The following is a 20,416-nucleotide window of genomic DNA, read 5'->3' as shown; positions in this document are numbered from 1 at the left end:
TGGAGCGTAAAATGGCAAGCGCCAGCGGCACCACCACCCTCACAGGCACCAGTGGCAACGACAACTACGTCGGCGGGTCAGGCGACGACAATCTCTCCGGAGACGCGGGGGATGATCGGCTTAACGGCGGCTCCGGGAGCGATGCGCTCGATGGGGGAAGCGGATTTGACACCCTTCTCGGCGGCTCGGGAACAGATACGCTTAGCTTCAAAGCATACGAGAATGAGTACAAGCTCGGCAGCACATACGTTGCAGGGTCAGGTGCGCTGCCCGGTACTCTCACAGGCGGCTCTCTCTATGACAACGGGGTGTTGCAGAGCGGAACCACATTTAAGGGATACGACATTTACGACGGTGGCAATGGTACAGTGGCGAGCGGAACCGCCGAGATCGACACCCTTAAAATTTCTGTCAGCGTTCAACAAAACAATGACGCCGCATTTATGCAGGCGCTCAACGACGAAATCAATTACTTCAATAACGTCTGGTATCCGGCTCACAAAAATAATCTGACCGGGCAAGCGGATCAGACGATCTATGCGTTCAAGAGTATCAATCTGAAGGTTAGTGCGATCGAGAAGATCGCGCCGGTTAATGTTGACTTGACTACGAACCATGCGGCGATCGCAAACGAAGATACCCATACTGCGGCCGAGGACGTTCCATTCTTTGCGGCAAGCGTGCTTGGCAACGACACGGATTTCGATGGGGGAGATCTGGACGTTGCCGCGGTCAAAGTAGCTACGACCACGATCACCGACGGCGGAGCGGGTGATCTGGATGGAGTCGTGAATGGCTCGATCAAGTTTACCACCACGGCGGGTGGAACGGCGACGCTCGATACTGAGACCGGCACTTTCAGCTATGTGCAGAGCGGGGTGTTCAACGGTCTCGCCAGTGGCCAAACCGGCGAAGATAGCTTCCAATATGTGACGACCGACGGCATTGCTGCCAGCAGTCCTGCTTTGGTGTCGATCACCATCACCGGCACCAACGACACCCCGGTGGCCACCGCGGCGGTCGCCGCGGTCGCCGAGGACGCCAGCATTGCCGGCAATGTCGCGGCGACCGACGCCGACAGCGGCGAGACCGCGACCTTGACCTATGCGCTGGTCGGTCCGGCGCCGGCCGGGCTGACCTTCCTTTCGGACGGCAGCTACAGCTTCGATGCGTCGAGCTATGATGCGCTCAACGCCGGCGAGCCGCTGGTGCTGACCGTGCCCTTCACCGCCACCGACGCGAACGGTGCCGCCTCGGCGCCGGCCAACCTGGTGATCACCATCACCGGCACCAACGATATTCCGGTGGCCACCGCGGCGGTCGCCGCGGTCGCCGAGGACGCCAGCATTGCCGGCAATGTCTCGGCGACCGACGCCGACAGCGGCGAGACCGCGACCTTGACCTATGCGCTGGTCGGTCCGGCGCCGGCCGGGCTGACCTTCCTTTCGGACGGCAGCTACAGCTTCGATGCCTCGAGCTACGATGCGCTCAACGCCGGCGAGCCGCTGGTGCTGACCGTGCCCTTCACCGCGACCGACGCGAACGGTGCCGCCTCGGCGGCGGCCAACCTGGTGATCACCGTCACCGGCACCAACGACGTTCCGGTGGCCACCGCGGCGGTTGCCGCGGTCGCCGAGGACGCCAGCATTGCCGGCAATGTCTCGGCCACCGACGCCGACAGCGGCGAGACCGCGACCTTGACCTATGCGCTGGTCGGTCCGGCGCCGGCCGGGCTGACCTTCCTTTCGGACGGCAGCTACAGCTTCGATGCGTCGAGCTACGATGCGCTCAACGCCGGCGAGCCGCTGGTGCTGACCGTGCCCTTCACCGCGACCGACGAGAACGGTGCCGCCTCGGCGGCGGCCAACCTGGTGATCACCGTCACCGGCACCAACGACGTCCCGGTGGCCACCGCGGCGGTCGCCGCCGTCGCCGAGGACGCCAGCATTGCCGGCAATGTCTCGGCGACCGACGCCGACAGCGGCGAGACCGCGACCTTGACCTATGCGCTGGTCGGTCCGGCGCCGGCCGGGCTGACCTTCCTTTCGGACGGCAGCTACAGCTTCGATGCGTCGAGCTACGATGCGCTCAACGCCGGCGAGCCGCTGGTGCTGACCGTGCCCTTTACCGCCACCGACGAGAACGGTGCCGCCTCGGCGCCGGCCAATCTGGTGATCACCGTCACCGGCACCAACGACGTTCCGGTCGCCAGCGCGGCGGTCGCCGCCGTCGCCGAGGACGCCAGCATTGCCGGCAATGTCTCGGCGACCGACGCCGACAGCGGCGAGACCGCGACCTTGACCTATGCGCTGGTCGGTCCGGCGCCGGCCGGGCTGACCTTCCTTTCGGACGGCAGCTACAGCTTCGATGCCGCGAGCTACGATGCGCTCAACGCCGGCGAGCCGCTGGTGCTCACCGTGCCCTTTACCGCCACCGACGAGAACGGTGCCGCCTCGGCGGCGGCCAACCTGGTGATCACCGTCACCGGCACCAACGACGTCCCGGTGGCCACCGCGGCGGTCGCCGCCGTCGCCGAGGACGCCAGCATTGCCGGCAATGTCTCGGCGACCGACGCCGACAGCGGCGAGACCGCGACCCTGACCTATGCGCTGGTCGGTCCGGCGCCGGCCGGGCTGACCTTCCTTTCGGACGGCAGCTACAGCTTCGATGCGTCGAGCTACGATGCGCTCAACGCCGGCGAGCCGCTGGTGCTGACCGTGCCCTTCACCGCCACCGACGCGAACGGTGCCGCCTCGGCGGCGGCCAATCTGGTGATCACCGTCACCGGCACCAACGACGTTCCGGTGGCCACCGCGGCGGTCGCCGCCGTCGCCGAGGACGCCAGCATTGCCGGCAATGTCTCGGCGACCGACGCCGACAGCGGCGAGACCGCGACCTTGACCTATGCCTTGGTCGGTCCGGCGCCGGCCGGGCTGACCTTCCTTTCGGACGGCAGCTACAGCTTCGATGCGTCGAGCTACGATGCGCTCAACGCCGGCGAGCCGCTGGTGCTCACCGTGCCCTTCACCGCCACCGACGCGAACGGTGCCGCCTCGGCGCCGGCCAATCTGGTGATCACCATCACCGGCACCAACGACGTTCCGGTCGCCACCGCGGCGGTTGCCGCCGTCGCCGAGGACGCCAGCATTGCCGGCAATGTCTCGGCGACCGACGCCGACAGCGGCGAGACCGCGACCTTGACCTATGCGCTGGTCGGTCCGGCGCCGGCCGGGCTGACCTTCCTTTCGGACGGCAGCTACAGCTTCGATGCGTCGAGCTACGATGCGCTCAACGCCGGCGAGCCGCTGGTGCTCACCGTGCCCTTCACCGCCACCGACGCGAACGGTGCCGCCTCGGCGCCGGCCAATCTGGTGATCACCATCACCGGCACCAACGACGTTCCGGTGGCCAGCGCGGCGGTCGCCGCCGTCGCCGAGGACGCCAGCATTGCCGGCAATGTCTCGGCGACCGACGCCGACAGCGGCGAGACCGCGACCCTGACCTATGCGCTGGTCGGTCCGGCGCCGGCCGGGCTGACCTTCCTTTCGGACGGCAGCTACAGCTTCGATGCGTCGAGCTACGATGCGCTCAACGCCGGCGAGCCGCTGGTGCTGACCGTGCCCTTCACCGCCACCGACGCGAACGGTGCCGCCTCGGCGGCGGCCAATCTGGTGATCACCGTCACCGGCACCAACGACGTTCCGGTGGCCACCGCGGCGGTCGCCGCGGTCGCCGAGGACGCCAGCATTGCCGGCAATGTCTCGGCGACCGACGCCGACAGCGGCGAGACCGCAACCTTGACCTATGCGCTGGTCGGTCCGGCGCCGGCCGGGCTGACCTTCCTTTCGGACGGCAGCTACAGCTTCGACGCCTCGAGCTATGATGCGCTCAACGCCGGCGAGCCGCTGGTGCTCACGGTGCCCTTCACCGCCACCGACGAGAACGGTGCCGCCTCGGCGCCGGCCAATCTGGTGATCACCGTCACCGGCACCAACGACGTTCCGGTCGCCACCGCCGCGGTCGCCGCCGTCGCCGAGGACGCCAGCATTGCCGGCAATGTCTCGGCGACCGACGCCGACAGCGGCGAGACCGCGACCCTGACCTATGCGCTGGTCGGTCCGGCGCCGGCCGGCCTGACCTTCCTTTCGGACGGCAGCTACAGCTTCGATGCGTCGAGCTACGATGCGCTCAACGCCGGCGAGCCGCTGGTGCTGACCGTGCCCTTCACCGCCACCGACGAGAACGGTGCCGCCTCGGCGCCGGCCAATCTGGTGATCACCATCACCGGCACCAACGACATCCCGGTCGCCAGCGCGGCGGTCGCCGCCGTCGCCGAGGACGCCAGCATTGCCGGCAATGTCTCGGCGACCGACGCCGACAGCGGCGAGACCGCGACCTTGACCTATGCCTTGGTCGGTCCGGCGCCGGCCGGGCTGACCTTCCTTTCGGACGGCAGCTACAGCTTCGATGCGTCGAGCTACGATGCGCTCAACGCCGGCGAGCCGCTGGTGCTCACCGTGCCCTTCACCGCCACCGACGAGAACGGTGCCGCCTCGGCGCCGGCCAATCTGGTGATCACCATCACCGGCACCAACGATACCCCGGTTGCGGTCAATGACAGCATATCGGTGAACGAAGATGCCACCACGGCTAACCTGCGGTCCCTCCTGCTGTCGAACGACACGGATCCGGACAGCGGCGAGACCACGACCCTAAAGATCACCGCCGTGACGCAGGGCGCCAAGGGCTCGGTTGTTCTCAGCGACAACGGTACGCCGTTCGACTTCAGCGATGACGTCATAACCTACACGGCGGACGGCAATGTGTTGGATGCGCTGGCGGTGGGTCAGAGCACGACCGACACCTTCACCTACACGATAACTGATGCCCACGGCGCCACCAATACCGCCACCGCGACGGTGACCATTAACGGTGTTAATGATGCGGCCAGCGACCTGATCTTTACATACACAGGTGCGACAGGAAATTCGTTGCCGAACGGCGCCTTCGGGCAAATTTCGGTCGTCGACCCGGATGGCGGCGCCCAGCCATATTCGTTTGCCGCCACAAGTCTCAGCGCAACGACTCTTGCAGGCGGACCGGCTAGTGGCTTTGCTGGGGACCTTACAGTGAGTTCGACAGGTGTCATCAGCGCCAGCAACCTGGACGACAATCGCGTGTATGAACTGTCCGTGCAAGTGACCCAGGGGACGAGCACTTTCACCGAGACCTTCAGCGTTATCACGGGCACGAACGCGAGCGACACAATTTCCGGCAGCGCCGCCGTCGGCGACGATGTAATCTTCGCGCGAGGCGATGGTGACATCATCCTTGCCGGTTCCGGAAACGATACGGTGTTTGGTCAACAGGCCGATGACCAAATCCACGGTGGCGCCGGCAATGACACGTTGTTCGGCGGAGGCGGCAACGACACATTTGTCTTTGACACTGCGCTCGACGCAGCAACCAATGTGGACACGATCAAGGATTTCAGCGCCAACTCAGCGGACGAGATATATCTAGAGAACTCAATCTTCACCGCTCTGTCTACCACGGGCGTCCTGGATGCAGCCAACTTTAGCGCAAGCGCTGGTGGCAACGCTGCGGATGGGAACGATTTCGTTCTGTACGATACCAACAATGGCAATCTCTACTACGACGCCGACGGCAACGGCTCCGGTAACAAAGTCCTGATTGCCAAAATTGATCTTACGGGGGTGAGCGGCACGGTGAATGCCACGGACTTCCACATCATCTGATCGCCTTGAGGCGAGCAGGCAGCAGAGTGCCATCTTATTGCCGCGTCAGGCGAACTGCGTCCTGCCTCAGGAAATAAAGCGAGACCGCGAGGAGAACGACGTCCTTCATCAGGAAGGGCACGTTGTCCGTCATCGCAGGGAAGCCTCCCGCGGCGACGTCCCAGCCTTCCGGCATGAACGGAATGACGGTAACCGTCGCGATGAAGGTGCCGGGTCGAGCCCAGGGCGCCAAGAACGCCGAGCCGCTTGTCCAGGAGCCTGCGAGGAGCAGGGATCCGATGATGATGCGAACACTCTTTCTGCTCTGTGTCGCCCTGGCCTGTTTCTCGGCAACGATGACTCTGAGCTCTTCCAACGCGAACGCCGTGTTCTGGCGCGGCCTTTCCGCACCAACCAACATCGACTACCACGGCTACGTCGTCATCAAGGAGCCTCCACCAAGCCCCTGCCAGTGGATACGGGTGAACGGCCACTACGTGCGCCAGTGCACACGCTAGCAAAACGGCGGCATCGCGCATCGACATTCAGGGCGCGGCGGCCGACTCGATCTCCCGCCAACGTGGTGAGCGTAGTGCTGGCTCATACCTCCGGAGGTAACCCGGAATTTCCGGCGCATCGCTCCGTACATATACGGACGATCCCTGCCATGAGCAATGACAGCATTTTGGCTTGATACTAAGATCGGAAAAGTTGGCAACGGCTTTTCGCCAACGCGTTGTGCAAAATTCATCCTGAAGGAAGGGGTTTTTCTTATGTTGAAATACTACATCAAGACTACGGAAGCGTTGAAGCGTCTGCGAACTGACCAGGATGGCGTAGTGTCGTTCGAGTACATTATCGTCGCGGTTTGTATCATTGGCGCAGTATCGGCTGTGTTCGGTATTGGAGCTGGTGGTGCGATCGGGCAGTCGCTGACTGCCGGGATCGCCGCTATCACCGCCACTTTCGCTGCGGCAGTTTGATACGGCCATTTGACCCCAGAGGGGGGCAATCCAACGTGCCCCCCTCTTGTAAGTGTGTGCCCCCGCTTTTTCGTGTGCCTTCCACTTTTTTTGAGGCGTGCATTTCATGAATTGGATTGCTCCCACAGCCTCGATTCTGGAAATACTATTGTTGCTATATGTCGCAACGATCGATGTCGCGACGCGCTTGATCCGAAATGAAATTTGTCTGGCGCTGGCGCTCCTCGGGATCGCCAGTCAATTGACCGGCCCGGTGCAACTCGCCGAGTCGCTGATATCAGCCGCGATCCTCTTTCTGCTGCTGTTTGTCCTATACACGCGCGGAGCAATTGGCGGCGGCGACGTCAAGTTGCTGACTGCCTTGGCGATCGGCTTCCCGCTGGCCGGCGTGATTCAGCTGCTGACCATAACCGCGCTGGCCGGCGGCGTTCTTGCCCTGATGCATCTGCTGATGCGCCTCCTGCCATATCCCAGGCTAGCGCCCGTCGGATCGTCGCTCGTGCGCCGCGTCTACGCGGTAGAGCGCTGGCGCCATTTGCGACAGGCGCCGCTGCCTTTCGGGGTTGCCATAGCGTGCGGTGGCATCTGGGCCATCTTGAGCAAAGGAGTTTGACATGTCATCCGCGTTGCGTCTCTCGATCATCCTGGTGCTGTTGCTCGCAACCACTGCGTTCGGGCTGATTGCCTACAACATGAACCTGCCGAAACAAGTTCCGGTAGCGGTCGCGGAGCAGGGGCCGGCGCCTCCTTCGACTGTCGGGTATTTTGTTGCGGCACGTCCGCTATCGAAAGGTACATTGGCCCGCGAAGAAGATTTCGCAGTACGCTCGGTGCCGCCTGAACGCCTTCCAGCAGGGGCGATTCTTGAAACGCCCGACTCGAAGCTCGGACTTCCCGGCTCTCTGGTTCGCAAGTTCGTCGACGCTGGCAGTCCGATCACCTTACAGGACGTATTGCGACCGCGAGATCGGGGTTTTCTGGCCAGCGTCTTGGCACCGGATAGCCGCGCAATCAGCATCAAGGTGGACGAGGAGTCGGGCGTCTCGGGGCTGATCAGGCCGGGTGATTATGTTGATGTCTTATTGACTCAAGTGTTCGAGAAGGCGGATCCCGCGCGTCGGGCCCTGAGCGAAACCGTTCTGGCAAACGTTCGAGTCATTGCGATTGACCAGGAGATTGTGCAAGGCGGGCGAACCATTAGCTCGGTGGCCGGCAAGCAAGCGCAAACTGTGTCGTTGGAGCTTGCGCCAGACCAGGTCAAGAAGATCACAGTCGCAAAGCAGATCGGAACGCTCTCCCTGGCCGTACGGGCAGCAGTCGAGCAGTGGGATACGGCGGACACTGGCGCCATGTCCAGCTGCGATGTGTCGCCGGAAATCGCTCGCCAGAATGCAATTGCCGGCCGGACTGCAGCGGTAGTCATTCATGCTGGAGGTCAGACCAAGCAATACTCGGTCAGGAAACAGGACTCAGGCGACGGCGACACTATGGTCAGCTGCGATGGGTCGGAAGTTTCCCGCCGGGGTGCGACGATGGTGGTTCAGGCAGGCAAGTTGCTGGAGAAACGTTGATGAGCGTTAACATTGCAGTCGTCAGTTCGCCTGAAGAAGCTACATCTGTTGTAGCGCGCAACCGGATCGTGTGTTTTGTAAATGACGAGCTCAGTGCTGCGGCTCTGCGCAAGGGCCTCGAAGGCAGCAACATATCGATCAAGCGCGGCACGATCCGTAATGCCATACGGATGCTCGAAACCGACACCGAATTATTCGCGTTGGTGACGGATATCAGCGGAATCGATGATCCATTTGCCGAACTGGAAAGGTTGGCCGGCGTCTGCCCACCCGATGTCCGGGTGGCTCTGATCGGTGAGAGCAGGGAGATCACCTTCTACCGCGAGCTTATGGAGCTCGGCTTGACCGAGTACCTGCCGAGGCCGCTCACGCGGGACATGGTGCTGGACCAGCTGCGACCGAAGTTGCTTGGCGATGTAGCGCCCGGTCAAATCGATCGTGGCGGGCATGTGATCTCGATCTGTGGCGCGCAGGGCGGCGCCGGAGCAACGAGTATCGCCATCAATCTCGCACTTCAACTGGCCGAAACCACCAAGGCCAAGGTCGCGCTGCTCGACCTCCATCTGCAAGGCGGCGAAACGGCGGTGATGTTGGGGGTTCAGCCTGGGCCAGGCCTGCGCATCGCTCTGGAAAACCCGATGCGGGCGGACACGCTGTTCCTCGAGCGCGCGGCAATTGAGGTCAACGAGCGGGTTTGCCTGATTTCCGCCGATGAGGAACTGGATGCGCAGCTCGACATCACCGAGGCGGGCGTCAGACACGTGCTGGGTCTGCTTCGCCAACGGTTCAATTACATCGTTGTCGATGTCCCGGTGCCGTTTCCGCCATCCATCCATCCGGTGATCACGCTTTCTCGCCATGTGCTGGTGCTGCTGGAAGCCGAGGTGACCGGACTTCGCAACGCCCATGCACTGCGCACTGCCGTCACCAACATAGCCGGCAAGGATCGGGTCTTTACTTTGCTCAACCGTGCCAATCGCCCCGGCGGCCTACCCAGGGCCGCGGTTGTCAAGGCCTTGGGGGCAGAACCAGACATGGTGGTACCCGATCTCGGGAAGGGGATGACCCAGGCGGTCAATCTCGGAATTCCAGCGCTCAAGCACGTATCAGGACTGCGGCGTCACCTCGCCCCGATTGTCCGGGAGATCACGGGGCTCGGCACCGAGCAGAAGGGACGGCTGAGGAGGCTGCTCGGATTATGAAGACCTTTGGGAGGCGCGACGACGATACGCCAGCTCGTTTGCCGGCATTGACGCCCTTGCCGGCGTCGACGCCGAGCTTGCCTGCATCTGCGCCCAGGCAAGAACCTTCGCCTCAGCGGCCCCTGATGTCAGCGTCGCTCCGCGAGCGAGTCATCGAGCAGATTGAGCCATCGGTGGCCGCGACTGTTTCGCGCGATGTCCTGCGGCGGCAGATCGAGGAAATCATCCATGGAATCGCCAATGAGGAACGGCTCGAACTGTCGGGTCGCGAGCAGCTTCAGCTAGCGGACGAGATTGCGGACGACATGACCGGCTACGGGCCTCTGCGTCCGCTTCTGCTCGATCAATCGATCAACGACATCATGATCAACGGACCGAGTAGCATCTATGTCGAGCGAGGCGGCAAGCTGGAACGGATCGCGGTGCGATTCCGCGACAATGATCACATCGCATCGGTGGCGCAGAAAATCGCCGCGCAAGTTGGGCGGCGTGTCGACGAATCCAGTCCGATGGTGGATTGCCGCTTGCCGGACGGCAGCCGGGTCAACATCATTTTTCCGCCGCTAGCGATCCATAGCCCCTGCATTTCGATCCGAAAATTTCCAAGCCGCCGTTTGGATATCGCAGGGATGATCGAAAACGGGTCAATGACCGCAGTCATCGGACAATTGCTGGAGATTGCCGCCCGGTCTCGGCTCAATGTTCTGGTCTCCGGCGGCACCGGGTCCGGCAAGACGACGCTGCTCAATGCCATGAGCCAATTCATCGATCACACCGAACGCGTCGTCACCATCGAGGATGCGGCAGAGTTGCAGCTTCAGCAGCCGCACGTGATCAGTCTGGAGACCCGGCCTCCCAGCCTCGAAGGCACGGGGCAGGTGACGCAACGCGATCTGCTATGGAATGCCCTGCGCATGCGTCCTGACCGGATCGTCGTGGGTGAGGTGCGCGGCGCTGAAGCATTTGACATGCTGCAAGCAATGAACACCGGCCATGATGGTTCGATCTCCACGGTCCATGCCAATAGCGCCCGCGATGCCCTGACCCGCATCGAGAACATGGTGCAGATGGGGCAGGTCAATCTGCCGTCGCGGGCCATTCGAGCTCAGATCGTCGCTGCGCTGGATATCATCGTGCAAGTCGAACGCATGCGCGATGGACAGCGTCGCATTGTCCAGATCAGCGAGGTGATGGGGCTGGAAGGGGATGTGATCACCACCAATGACATCGCAGCCTTCGAGTACCAGGAGGAGGATGTGCATGGGCGGATATCCGGCACCTATAGATCCACGAACGCCGTCCCGAAGTTCAAGAGCCGTCTTGTCTATTTTGGGCTTGATCGTGCCTGGGCCGAAGCCATGAGGCAAATATGATACCGGAGTTCGTGATCGTCACTGTTCTGGTGCTTGCGGTGTGCGCAGCGGTCAATTCGTTGTGGCTCGACGGTCGAGAACGACGCATGCATCGCCAGCTGGCGGTAGCTCTACCAGCCTCACATCCGGCCAGCCTGCCATCCATTCGCCGGGCGGAGACCGGGTCCCGGTCTCTGTTTCTCCATCGCCTGGCCAATTACAGGCCCAAGATGGTTCACGCCTGGCATCCGGCGTATGTGCTAGTTGCCGCCGCGATCACGGTAGCGGCAATCTTCTATGCCAATAACCTGCTGGGATTCCCCATCCTCTACGTGTCTGTCGCGGCTGCAATTGCCGCCATAGTGGTCGTGCGAGTTCTGTTTGGATGGCAGCAACGTCGCTTCACCAGTCAACTTTTTCGACAGCTGCCTGACGCGATCCAGCTGGTGACAAGTACGGTCCGATCGGGTCTGCCTGTGCACGAGGCATTTCGCACGATCGCGCGCGAGATGCCGCAACCAACAGCCGGGCAGTTTGCTATCGTATGCAGCGAAGTGAATCTGGGAAGACCTCCGGAGGAAGCTGTCGAAGCTGTCTATCAGCGAACGCAAGTGGCAGAGTATGCAATGTTTGCGGTGACGCTTGCGGTCCAGTTGAAGTCAGGCGGCAGCTTGGCCGAAACCTTGCAGACGCTGGGAGACACCGTGAGCCAGCGTGTTGCGCTGGCTGCTCGCGCCAAGGCGCTGGCAGGAGAAGTGATCTTTTCCTCACGAGCACTTACAGTCTCGCCCTTGATTGCGGGCGCGTTGCTATACGCGGCCAATCCGCAAAATGTTGATTTATTGTTCTCTGATCCGACTGGAAACAAGCTCCTGGCTTACGCAGTAGCCTCAGTGCTTATCGGGCACCTGGTGATAAGTTGGATGGTCAGACGGGAGACAGAACTATGACTTTTGGTCTCAGTCTGGTGGCCCTCGCAGTAGCAGCCGGGACTGCGACCTGCTTGTTGATCATCCACGAAATACACGTCCGTGCATTGGATACACGGGTGTCAAACGCCGTGATGGGCATCCCTTACCGGTCAGCACCCTTCCAAGGCATGACCGGTTGGTTTTCGTGGCTCGGCATGCGGTATCGGCGCTTCTACGCTGAGGAGAATCTGGATCAACTGCGAACGATCCTTCACTCATCAGGATTCAATCATCATCGGACCTTGCCGACCTGGATCGGTGTCAAAGTAGCCAGCATGTTCTTGTTCCCGGTCATCGCGCTACTTCTGGCACAGCTTTCGGGAAGGCCACCTGCCGACGTGCTGGTCTTCACGCTCATTGGTGTGGTGATCGGAATTCTGGGGCCGCGATTGATTCTGTCGGTGCTGAAACGGCGTTTTGATGCTGCCATCCGGCTGGGGACGCCGGATATGATCGATTTGCTGGTTGTGTGCAGCGAAGCGGGAATGGGCATGGAGAGCGGGCTGCGACGTGTAGCGGAAGAGATGAACCAGACCAATCCTGCTATGGCCTGGGTGTTGCACCGTCTTCTTGATGATCTCCGGATATTACCAAATCGCATCGACGCATTCGAGAATTTGGCATCAACCTCAGATGGGCTTCGCCGGTTCGGCACCATGATCAGCCAGAGCCTGCAATACGGAACGCCGTTGAGCCAAGCGCTACGCAGTATCGCTGTCGACATGCGGCGAGAACGTATTACCAAGCTCGAAGAAAGAGCACACAAGTTAGGCGCCAAGCTGACCATTCCGATGGTGCTGTTCCTGCTTCCAGCCATGTTCGTCATCATGGGAGGAAGTCCAGTTCTGCACCTCGTGCGTTCGTTCGCCAGCTTCGGTAAGTAGCCATGAGCACGCTCGCCCTGTCGAAAAACCGGTCTTACGAGTGGATGATGCAACTGCTTGGCAGCATTTGGTTCATGTTGCTGGCACTTTGCGTCGCCGTCAGAATTGGGTCATTTACCGATCCCTGGCCATCGCTTCTGTCAAGTTTTTGCCTTGCCATCTTCTACATGCTCCTGGCGCTGTTGATCATGACCAGGTCACCGGCAAAGGCGCATGCGGATGGGTTGCTGCCTAGAATGGCTGCATTCGTCGGCAGCTATATGCCATGGACAATCACTTTCTTCGGCAAAACCGACGAAGCGCTGCCAAACCTGGCATCGACAGCTTGCGTGCTGGTTGGCACGATCATGATGCTTGTCACTATCCGACATCTAGGTCGGTCGTTCAGTTTGGTGCCACAGGCGCGTTCGGTGGTGCAAACCGGTCCGTATCGATGGATCAAGCACCCGCTCTACCTCGCAGAAGAAATCGTGGTCCTGGGCGTCGTGCTGCAATACCTGACACCGGTTACGGTGCTCGTACTGGGCCTGCATATCAGCATACAAGTGTGCCGAATTCTTTACGAAGAGGACCTGCTTCGGCGCAATTGCCCTGAGTATTCCAGCTACGAAACATCGCGTTGGAGAGTGGTCCCTTATGTTTGGTGAGCGGCTATGCGTGGCCGAATTGTCATGGATATGGTTCAAATCGCTACTGCTCGGAGTCCGCGATCGGAAGTCGTAAGTATCGGTCGAGGCAGGCGCGCGTGTCGTAAGAAGTCCTTTATCGCGGATCAGCGCGGCGCCGTCGCGTTTGAGACAATCATCGTCTACATTTTCTTGGTGGCGAGCCTGCTTATGCCGCTCGCTGACGTAGCCGCCGCGGGCTTCCGGTTTATCTCCGCATGGACGGCGTTGCGCTCCTTCGGGCAATATGTCCAGTATTATAATCCGCTCGGCCCCGACGGCACAGTGACCTGGAGGGCAGGGCTACAGACAACAGTTGCTGGTCATACGATCGGCAACATCCAGGTCTTATGCGGAGACGCAGGCGCTACCTGCTCGTCAAGCAATATTGCTTCTCCCAAGTACATTACATTTTCGACAACCGTCACTTTGGCGCCGATTGTGTTAACGGGTGTGCTGTGCCCCACCAGTTGTACGTACACGTTGCCTTACTCTGAACGCTTCCAGTAGGTGTTTCCATGCGTAATCTGCTCCGTTCCCGACGAGGCTCGGCCGCATTCGCAACAGTCATCGCCCTCGTGCCGCTCATCGGAGTGGTCGCACTCGGGGCCGAGGCCGGATCGTGGTACGTCACCAAGCAGCACGCGCAGAACGCCGCCGACGCGGCGGCCTACTCGGGCGCCTTGCGGCTTGCATGCGCTATTGCTGGTGCGACCTGCGACACCCAATCAGTGGATTATCGCAGCAAGGAATTCGCGGCACAGAATGCGTTTTGCAACTCCGGCGACACCGCCTATCCGGGCACCAACTGTGCGCCCCTTCCGAGCAGAATATCGCGGGCCGTGCAGATCGATATCGGCGATTACAATGGGGCCACGTTCACAACGCCGGCTGCAGGCATCGGCAACGCCGTTCGCGCCAGGGTCAGCCAGCAACAGCCTGCCTACTTGGCGGCAGTGCTGGGTTTGACCACCGTGAACATCCCCGCCCAAGCCATTGCTCTCGTTCAGAACCCGACCAAACTGTGTGCGTTGGCACTTGGACCTGACTCAGGCGCACTTAAGCTTGGTGGTAACCTCAGCAACAACGGAACTGGCTGCGGGCTGATGTCGGACACCACTGTTCAGTTTGCCAGCACTCCATCTTTCACGGGTTCGGGATGGGCCATTTACGGTGCAAGTGGCTGCACCCCTTCAAGCACCTGTAACAATCCTGGTGTGGGCGTGCCGCACAACTATTTTATGCCGTACGCAAACAATCCGCTTAGCAAATTAGATGGCGAATTGTTCAACAGTAGGACTGGCAACGCAATCCTATCATGCCCTCTTCAGGCGGATGGGTGGAAGCATTGCTCGCCGAACAGCGCGGGCAGTGGAGCTTACGGTAGTTTCACGGTGTCGAACGGAGACCAGTACATATTGGACCCGGGAACATATGTCTTCTACAACGCAACTATAAAGATTACCGGCGGACAACTGAAAGGCACAGGCGTAACTCTCGTATTGCTCGGAGATTCGCGGCTTAGCATCACCGGGGGTACGGTTGATCTCTCCGCACCTGCTACTAACAGTTTCTCTTCTGATCTGAATGGCGTCCTGATTGATGATCAGGCCCCGAACAAGACCAGCAATCAGGTCAAGATAAACGGTGGTGGTAATGTTAGCCTGGGCGGCGCCATGTACTTCCCCCACGTCGACGTTACCTGGAACGGAACGACTGCCAGCACCAATACGACCTGTTCAGAGGTGATCGCCAAAACAATTGACATGAGCGGTGGCGGCTACCTGAACACGCAAGGGTGTGGTCCCGTCGCGTACACCCAAGTCGTCGCTTTGGTGCAATGATGAGAAAGCTCGATCAGCGCGGTGTCGCGGCGTTCGAATTTATCCTCGTCTTCGTGCCGCTTTTCACATTGATGTTCGCCATCTTCGATCTCGGACGCTATGCGATCACCATGCAGTCCTTGCGGACGCTCGCGAGCGCCGGTGCCCGTGCGGTCATGATCAACTGCTACACGCCCGCCGTGCTTCAAAGCCCGCCTCAGTCGCCCTCCGGCTGCACCGGCGATCCCCTGTCCACGACCGGTAAGCAGAACGCGGCGCCGTTCCTGTATTTCGGCGGTCTCACCCCTACGCTGAACGTGACGTCCAGCGGCAACAATTTGACTGTCACAGCTTCCCAAGCAGGCTTTACCATGCTGATGCCGATATGGGGCACCGCACTCAATGCGCCGAGCGCGTCCACCTCAATTCCGTTCTAGCGCATTCCCGGGCGTCAAGCCGATGAACGACGAGCCCTTAGCCGGCACAGCAGGCGATCGCGTGTTGGCCGCGGCTGTTTTTCTGGAGGGAGGCTTCTGCCGGGGTTAGTCCAGGCCGCCAGGGAGAGGGGGAAATGAGGGCAGGGGAGGCAATCTTAAATGCCAGAATTGGGAAAGTATCCCAAACGAATCGACAACTTTACACCGTGGCTGAAGGAGTCATTGGAACCGGCACGGTTCCAATGCGGGCACGCTGCAGCTCGCCCCGAGCAGGCAGAAAGTGGTGCGCGCTGGCAACATTGGAAAGTTTTCTCGGGTGTTGCGACAGCCCGGTAAGGGTCTTTCCTTGCAAACGAGGCGCATGACGGATGATGATCTTTGCGCCACATTCGCGGCCGGCGGGAGACCGGGAAGTGTCCTATCTGGGGCCAGAGCGTGCCAAGTAACGATTTATAGTGGGACAGGCTGTAGGCTCTACGATGTGGTGCGTGAAGGAGAGTTGTTAGGACGCTGAGGCCGTAAATTTACGGGGACAGAAGTGGATCGCGGCGAAGGGAATCACATGAAGGGCGGTCGCGTCTCGGGTAAGGCAGGCGGGAGGCTTCTCGCCTTGGGCGCAATAGCTCTTGGCGCTGCGCTTGTCTTGTTTGATTCCGCTGACCGCGCGGTGGCTGCGGATCGGCGGGGCTCCTCCAGCGGCGTCTTCGTCAGCGAAATGAACGACGTCCAGCGGGTCAAGGTGACCCTCAACAAGTCACGCACCTTCAGGGTCGATACGGCTTTTGCCACGATTGTGGCGGGCTCGCCTGACATCGTCGACGTGAAGTCGCTGAGCGATCACCTGATCTACATCCAGGGCAAGCAGACCGGCACCACCAACGTCATCCTGTTCGATTCGTCGATGAAGCAGATCGGCATCCTCGATGTCGAGGTGGCGATCGATACCGGCAATCTGCAGCAGAACATCCGGACCAGCACCGGCATGCAGGGTATTCGCGTCTCGGCCTCCGAGGGGCAGGTGGTGCTCAGCGGAACCGCCGTCGACGCGGTTGCGGCTGAGCGGGCCATGGCGATCGCCACCAGCACCGTTCCCAAGGGGGGCGTCGTCGTCAACGCCATGAGCGTCGCGGCGCCGCAGCAAGTGATGCTTGAGGTGCGCTTTCTCGAGGTCAACCGGCAGGCCGGCCGTAACCTCGGCGTGAACCTTTATGCGGCGAATGCCAATGGCACTAACGTCGGTAATACCGGCCTGGGCGGTGTCACACGCGCCGGTCGATCACCGATTGGCGGTATTAATACCGCCCCCGGTCCCCTCGGTGCTGGGGGGGACCCTGTCGGTAGTCCTCCGACCGGTAGCCTTCCGATACTCGGAGCGGCGGGAACGCTCTTGGGTACCGCGGGCGGTCTGGCACCTGCGCCGTTCGGAAGTCTGTTGACCAGTCTCATTCGAACCAGCAACGGCGGCTCGGTGGACTTGCTTGTCTCTGCATTGGAAACGAAAGGTTTGGTTCGCCGGTTGGCGGAGCCGAATTTGATCGCGCTTTCCGGCGATGCCGCCCGCTTCCTGGCCGGCGGTGAATTTCCAGTGCCGATACCTAACACGACCCCGAGCGGTTTTCCGACCATCACGATCGACTACAAGAAGTTCGGTGTTGAGCTGGCCTTCGTCCCCACCGTTCTCTCGCGCGGCGTGATCAACCTTCGGGTTGAGCCATCGGTCAGCGAGCTTGATTTCGCCAATGCGGTGGTGATTCAGGGGACGACAGTGCCGGCGTTGACCCGCCGCGATGCGCGCACGACGGTCGAGCTGCGCGACGGCCAGAGCTTTGCCATCGCCGGCCTGCTGCAGACCCGCAACCGCCAGGACGTTTCGCAATTGCCGTGGATTGGCTCGGTGCCCGTGCTTGGAGCCTTGTTCGGCAGCAAGTCGTACCAGCAGGAGGAAACCGATCTCGTCATTATCGTGACGCCGCGCCTGGTTGCGCCGGCGGCGCCCGGCCAGGCGCTGGCGTCGCCGCTCGACTCGCGGCTGCCGGCCAACGATGTCGACTTCTTCCTCAATGGCCAGATGGAAGTGCGCAAGCGCTACAATGACTACGTCAATTCCGGAGGCGAGGTTAAAGGACCCTACGGTCACATCATCGCGCCTGAGGTCACTGCGACGATTCCGGTACCGGCCCCGGCTGCAAACCAGCCGGTGGTGAAAACGCTCAACTGAGAAGGAAGCGAGAGATGACCATCAGGTATCTGGCTCTGTTCGCACCCTTCCTGCTCGGGGGCTGTTACGGGCTGTACGGTCATGACGAGGTGGATCGCTACTTCCAGCGTTCCGATACCATCACGATGACCGCTGGCGATGCCAAGCAGGTCAACGCCGTCACCCATACGATCCATCCTTGGCCGCGAAACGTCGGCGATCGCAGGATCGCGCACGACGCCCGGCGCGTGGGCGCCGCCGTGACACGATATGGCGCCCAAAGACAGCCGTTGGATCAGCTACCCGACATCAGCGATGCGACGAAGCAGCTGGGGCAGCGGCCTCCCGTCACGACCCAGCAGCTCATTACCACTGACCAGACTATCAACCAAAGTATCAATCAAAAGGGGCCATGAGCTGGCTTTCCGGAGCAAGCGCATCCTGCATGGAGCGTAATCGTGCTGGTGTTTTGGTAAGTTGATTGAGCGATAATTTTTACGAGCGGTGCAGTGACTCCGCTGGGCCGGTCCGGGGACAAAGTTTATGCGACGTCTGTTTCTAGCGCTGACCTGTTGCTGGCTAGGGACAGTCCTTGGCGGGTGCGAATACACGCTGAGGGAGGCCGCAATCGTGGCGCCCGTGGATCCGCCGGGCGGGGACCCCGTGCAGGAACCGACCGATGTCAAATACTACCCTTCGGACGAGCCCGTGCGGCTGGGGCTGGAGCATTTCAACCGCGGCGCTTACGGGATCGCCCAGCGCTATTTCAAGGACGCCGTCGAGAAATCGCCGAAGGACGTGACGGCCTGGATCGGGCTCGCAGCGAGCTACGATCGGTTGCGTCGCTTTGATCTTGCCGATCAGGCTTATGCGCAGGCGATTCGGCTGGGGGGCGAAACCGTTCAGGTCCTGAATGATCAGGGATATTCGTACATGCTGCGCGGCAATCTGACTGCGGCGCGGCGAAAGTTTGAGAAGGCTTATTCGCTCGATCCGGGCAACCCGGTGATCGCCAATAACCTCGAGCTACTCAATGGCAGCCGGCGGTTCATTGAAAGGCCGCCGAATAATCAGCCATAAGCAGAATAGCTGCCGGTATCAGTTCGATTTCTATTAAGACTGCGCGTGGTGACAAAAAGCGCGAATGGCCCCAGGAACTGCAATTTAAAAAGGCGGTTCATGAGACAAGCGATACGTCAAAGACGTTAACCTGCCTTAAAGGTTTCCCACCACGAGGCGCGTCTTCTCGCCCTGGACAGCAACAGGATCTAGTTCGGTCCAAGTACAGCGTCAGCCTGACGACTGTCCTTCTTGACGATGATGATCGTGCTGTTTTTGATCGCAAACCTTGCGCCGAGCAATTTGGGCACCTTCTCCGTGACAGGAGACGGGAAGGGGATAGTCGGTCCGGTGATGGGATCGCCGACACTGATGGGTGTCGTGGAAGAGCCTGCGACGGGGGCCGGCTTGATATAGTCGCGAATGAGCTGAATCTCTTCGCGAGAGAGAAGAAGGGGGGCTTCTTCAGCGCGACTTTCTCGCGACGACTGATTTTTTTGATCGCTGACCTTGTCTGGTGTTTCCCTGCTCTTTTCGATCTGATCGAGCATGGCTACTCTCAGCTTGAGTGGAAGCAGTTCGCGTTGCAGGGCGGTTAATTCTGATTTCAAGGATTTGACTTGTATGAGGGCGGCGACCGCGCCAGCGCAGCTCACGATTACGAGCAGGCTCAGCAGTGCGAACAGTCCGCGTTCCATATTTGCCCCTGAGCGGCGGGTCTCTTTCGGTGGCTGATCCTGCTGGAGATGGCGGCGCCAGATGCCGATCCCCTGCCGCACGCGCTGCGTTAGCTTACTCAAAGGATTGGAGCTTGCAGACGCATCTCGCAGCCCAGAGCCGAATTTGCGGATCAGGAAAGCAGGAGCATCCGAGGCGATTTCACCATCGCGATGATGTGGGGATGCTTCGTTGCTTATCGCGGCTCGACGATCCAGCCGGGGATCGTCGGGCCGAGAAGTCCGTGATGGAGCTTCCGGGCCGGTTGTCTCATCAGCATTCTGGTCAATTGACCGAGACACGCGATCAAAAATCTTCAGGCGCGCTTCGGTGCCGATTAGATCATCGATCAAATTCAGCGATTGCGAGGTCGAGGCAAAATCGGGATCAGGCCACCCTTGCGCCGAGATCCCCAGCGCATGGAGAAGTGACCGGCCATTCTCGGTGATCCACAAGCTGTCGTTCTCAGACGCCACGAGCCCGGACTGAAAAATGTCGATATGGTCGAGTGCGCAGAGCCGTTCGCCATTTCCGATCTTTTTATCTGTCTCTGCAATGAGCAGCGCGACTTCGTCTGCGAGCTCATCGAGGCTCGCTCGCCCCTCGGGGCGTTTTGCCAAAGTAATCAGAACCGCCAATTTGTTCCGCACGATGGTTCAGCCAATCGCAAATCGCGCCAATAGCTCGATGGTATGGGCATCCACAGCGAATTGGCAACCAGTCTCACTGCTTGAACCTGCAAAAGAGCATTGGCGCGGACAAAGCAGCCCTCTCGGAAACGAACTACCGCGTTTGATTGATCAGCGCAAAATGACAG

General features: G+C 60.7%; 16 protein-coding genes. 14 read left to right on the top strand and 2 right to left on the bottom strand.

Features of this window, described 5'->3' with window-relative positions:
- Positions 1-11 precede the first annotated feature (11 nt).
- Positions 12-5,759 (top strand): VCBS domain-containing protein, encoded by a 5,748-nt coding sequence (locus V1293_RS13950; RefSeq protein ID WP_334510375.1) that lies wholly within the window; start codon positions 12-14, stop codon positions 5,757-5,759.
- 34 nt (positions 5,760-5,793) lie between these two features.
- Here the strand turns inward: V1293_RS13950 and V1293_RS13945 are convergent, their stop codons facing one another.
- The gene (locus V1293_RS13945) at positions 5,794-6,114 is read right to left on the bottom strand and encodes a DUF417 family protein (RefSeq protein WP_334510372.1); all 321 of its coding nucleotides are present in this window, start codon (positions 6,112-6,114) and stop codon (positions 5,794-5,796) included.
- Between the two features lie 298 nt (positions 6,115-6,412).
- Here V1293_RS13945 and V1293_RS13940 point away from each other — a divergent pair, with 298 nt between their 5' ends.
- The 13 genes from V1293_RS13940 to V1293_RS13880 all read left to right on the top strand — a co-directional run bounded on the left by V1293_RS13940 (position 6,413) and on the right by V1293_RS13880 (position 18,903).
- Positions 6,413-6,721: a hypothetical protein gene (locus V1293_RS13940; protein WP_334510370.1), complete on the top strand. Its 309-nt coding sequence runs from the start codon at positions 6,413-6,415 to the stop codon at positions 6,719-6,721.
- Positions 6,722-6,827: 106 nt separating this feature from the next.
- Complete coding sequence (locus V1293_RS13935; protein WP_334510367.1) at positions 6,828-7,334, top strand: A24 family peptidase; 507 nt, start codon at positions 6,828-6,830, stop codon at positions 7,332-7,334.
- 1 nt (position 7,335) lies between these two features.
- Positions 7,336-8,292 carry a Flp pilus assembly protein CpaB gene (gene cpaB, locus V1293_RS13930; protein WP_334510365.1) on the top strand — a complete coding sequence of 319 codons (957 nt, stop codon included), beginning with the start codon at positions 7,336-7,338 and terminating at the stop codon, positions 8,290-8,292.
- On the top strand, positions 8,292-9,494 hold the full coding sequence (locus V1293_RS13925; protein ID WP_334510363.1) for an AAA family ATPase: 1,203 nt from the start codon (positions 8,292-8,294) through the stop codon (positions 9,492-9,494). Before cpaB ends, V1293_RS13925 begins: the two co-directional genes overlap by 1 nt.
- On the top strand, positions 9,491-10,867 hold the full coding sequence (locus V1293_RS13920) for a CpaF family protein (RefSeq protein ID WP_334510361.1): 1,377 nt from the start codon (positions 9,491-9,493) through the stop codon (positions 10,865-10,867). Before V1293_RS13925 ends, V1293_RS13920 begins: the two co-directional genes overlap by 4 nt.
- A complete protein-coding gene (locus V1293_RS13915) occupies positions 10,864-11,796 on the top strand; it encodes a type II secretion system F family protein (RefSeq protein ID WP_334510359.1) in 933 nt (310 codons plus the stop codon). Before V1293_RS13920 ends, V1293_RS13915 begins: the two co-directional genes overlap by 4 nt.
- A complete protein-coding gene (locus tag V1293_RS13910; RefSeq protein WP_334510356.1) occupies positions 11,793-12,701 on the top strand; it encodes a type II secretion system F family protein in 909 nt (302 codons plus the stop codon). The genes V1293_RS13915 and V1293_RS13910 overlap by 4 nt, the downstream gene beginning before the upstream one ends.
- Positions 12,702-12,703: 2 nt before the next feature.
- The gene (locus V1293_RS13905; protein ID WP_334510354.1) at positions 12,704-13,348 is read left to right on the top strand and encodes a methyltransferase family protein; all 645 of its coding nucleotides are present in this window, start codon (positions 12,704-12,706) and stop codon (positions 13,346-13,348) included.
- A gap of 536 nt (positions 13,349-13,884) precedes the next feature.
- Positions 13,885-15,210, top strand: coding sequence for a pilus assembly protein TadG-related protein (locus tag V1293_RS13900; RefSeq protein ID WP_334510352.1), 1,326 nt, complete (start codon positions 13,885-13,887; stop codon positions 15,208-15,210).
- Positions 15,210-15,626 carry a TadE/TadG family type IV pilus assembly protein gene (locus V1293_RS13895; RefSeq protein WP_334510350.1) on the top strand — a complete coding sequence of 139 codons (417 nt, stop codon included), beginning with the start codon at positions 15,210-15,212 and terminating at the stop codon, positions 15,624-15,626. Before V1293_RS13900 ends, V1293_RS13895 begins: the two co-directional genes overlap by 1 nt.
- 562 nt (positions 15,627-16,188) lie before the next feature.
- On the top strand, positions 16,189-17,844 hold the full coding sequence (locus V1293_RS13890) for a type II and III secretion system protein family protein (RefSeq protein WP_334516720.1): 1,656 nt from the start codon (positions 16,189-16,191) through the stop codon (positions 17,842-17,844).
- A gap of 14 nt (positions 17,845-17,858) precedes the next feature.
- Positions 17,859-18,239 (top strand): hypothetical protein, encoded by a 381-nt coding sequence (locus tag V1293_RS13885; protein WP_334510348.1) that lies wholly within the window; start codon positions 17,859-17,861, stop codon positions 18,237-18,239.
- A gap of 214 nt (positions 18,240-18,453) precedes the next feature.
- On the top strand, positions 18,454-18,903 hold the full coding sequence (locus V1293_RS13880) for a tetratricopeptide repeat protein (RefSeq protein ID WP_334510346.1): 450 nt from the start codon (positions 18,454-18,456) through the stop codon (positions 18,901-18,903).
- A 188-nt stretch (positions 18,904-19,091) separates the two neighbouring features.
- Here the strand turns inward: V1293_RS13880 and V1293_RS13875 are convergent, their stop codons facing one another.
- Positions 19,092-20,237, bottom strand: a complete 1,146-nt coding sequence (locus V1293_RS13875; protein WP_334510343.1) for a hypothetical protein — start codon at positions 20,235-20,237, stop codon at positions 19,092-19,094.
- Positions 20,238-20,416: the final 179 nt, after the last annotated feature.

It is taken from the genome of Bradyrhizobium sp. AZCC 1693, from assembly GCF_036924745.1.
Lineage (GTDB): Bacteria > Pseudomonadota > Alphaproteobacteria > Rhizobiales > Xanthobacteraceae > Bradyrhizobium.
Note: the sequence above shows the minus strand (reverse complement) of the source record. Positions and strands in the feature narration are given on the sequence as shown.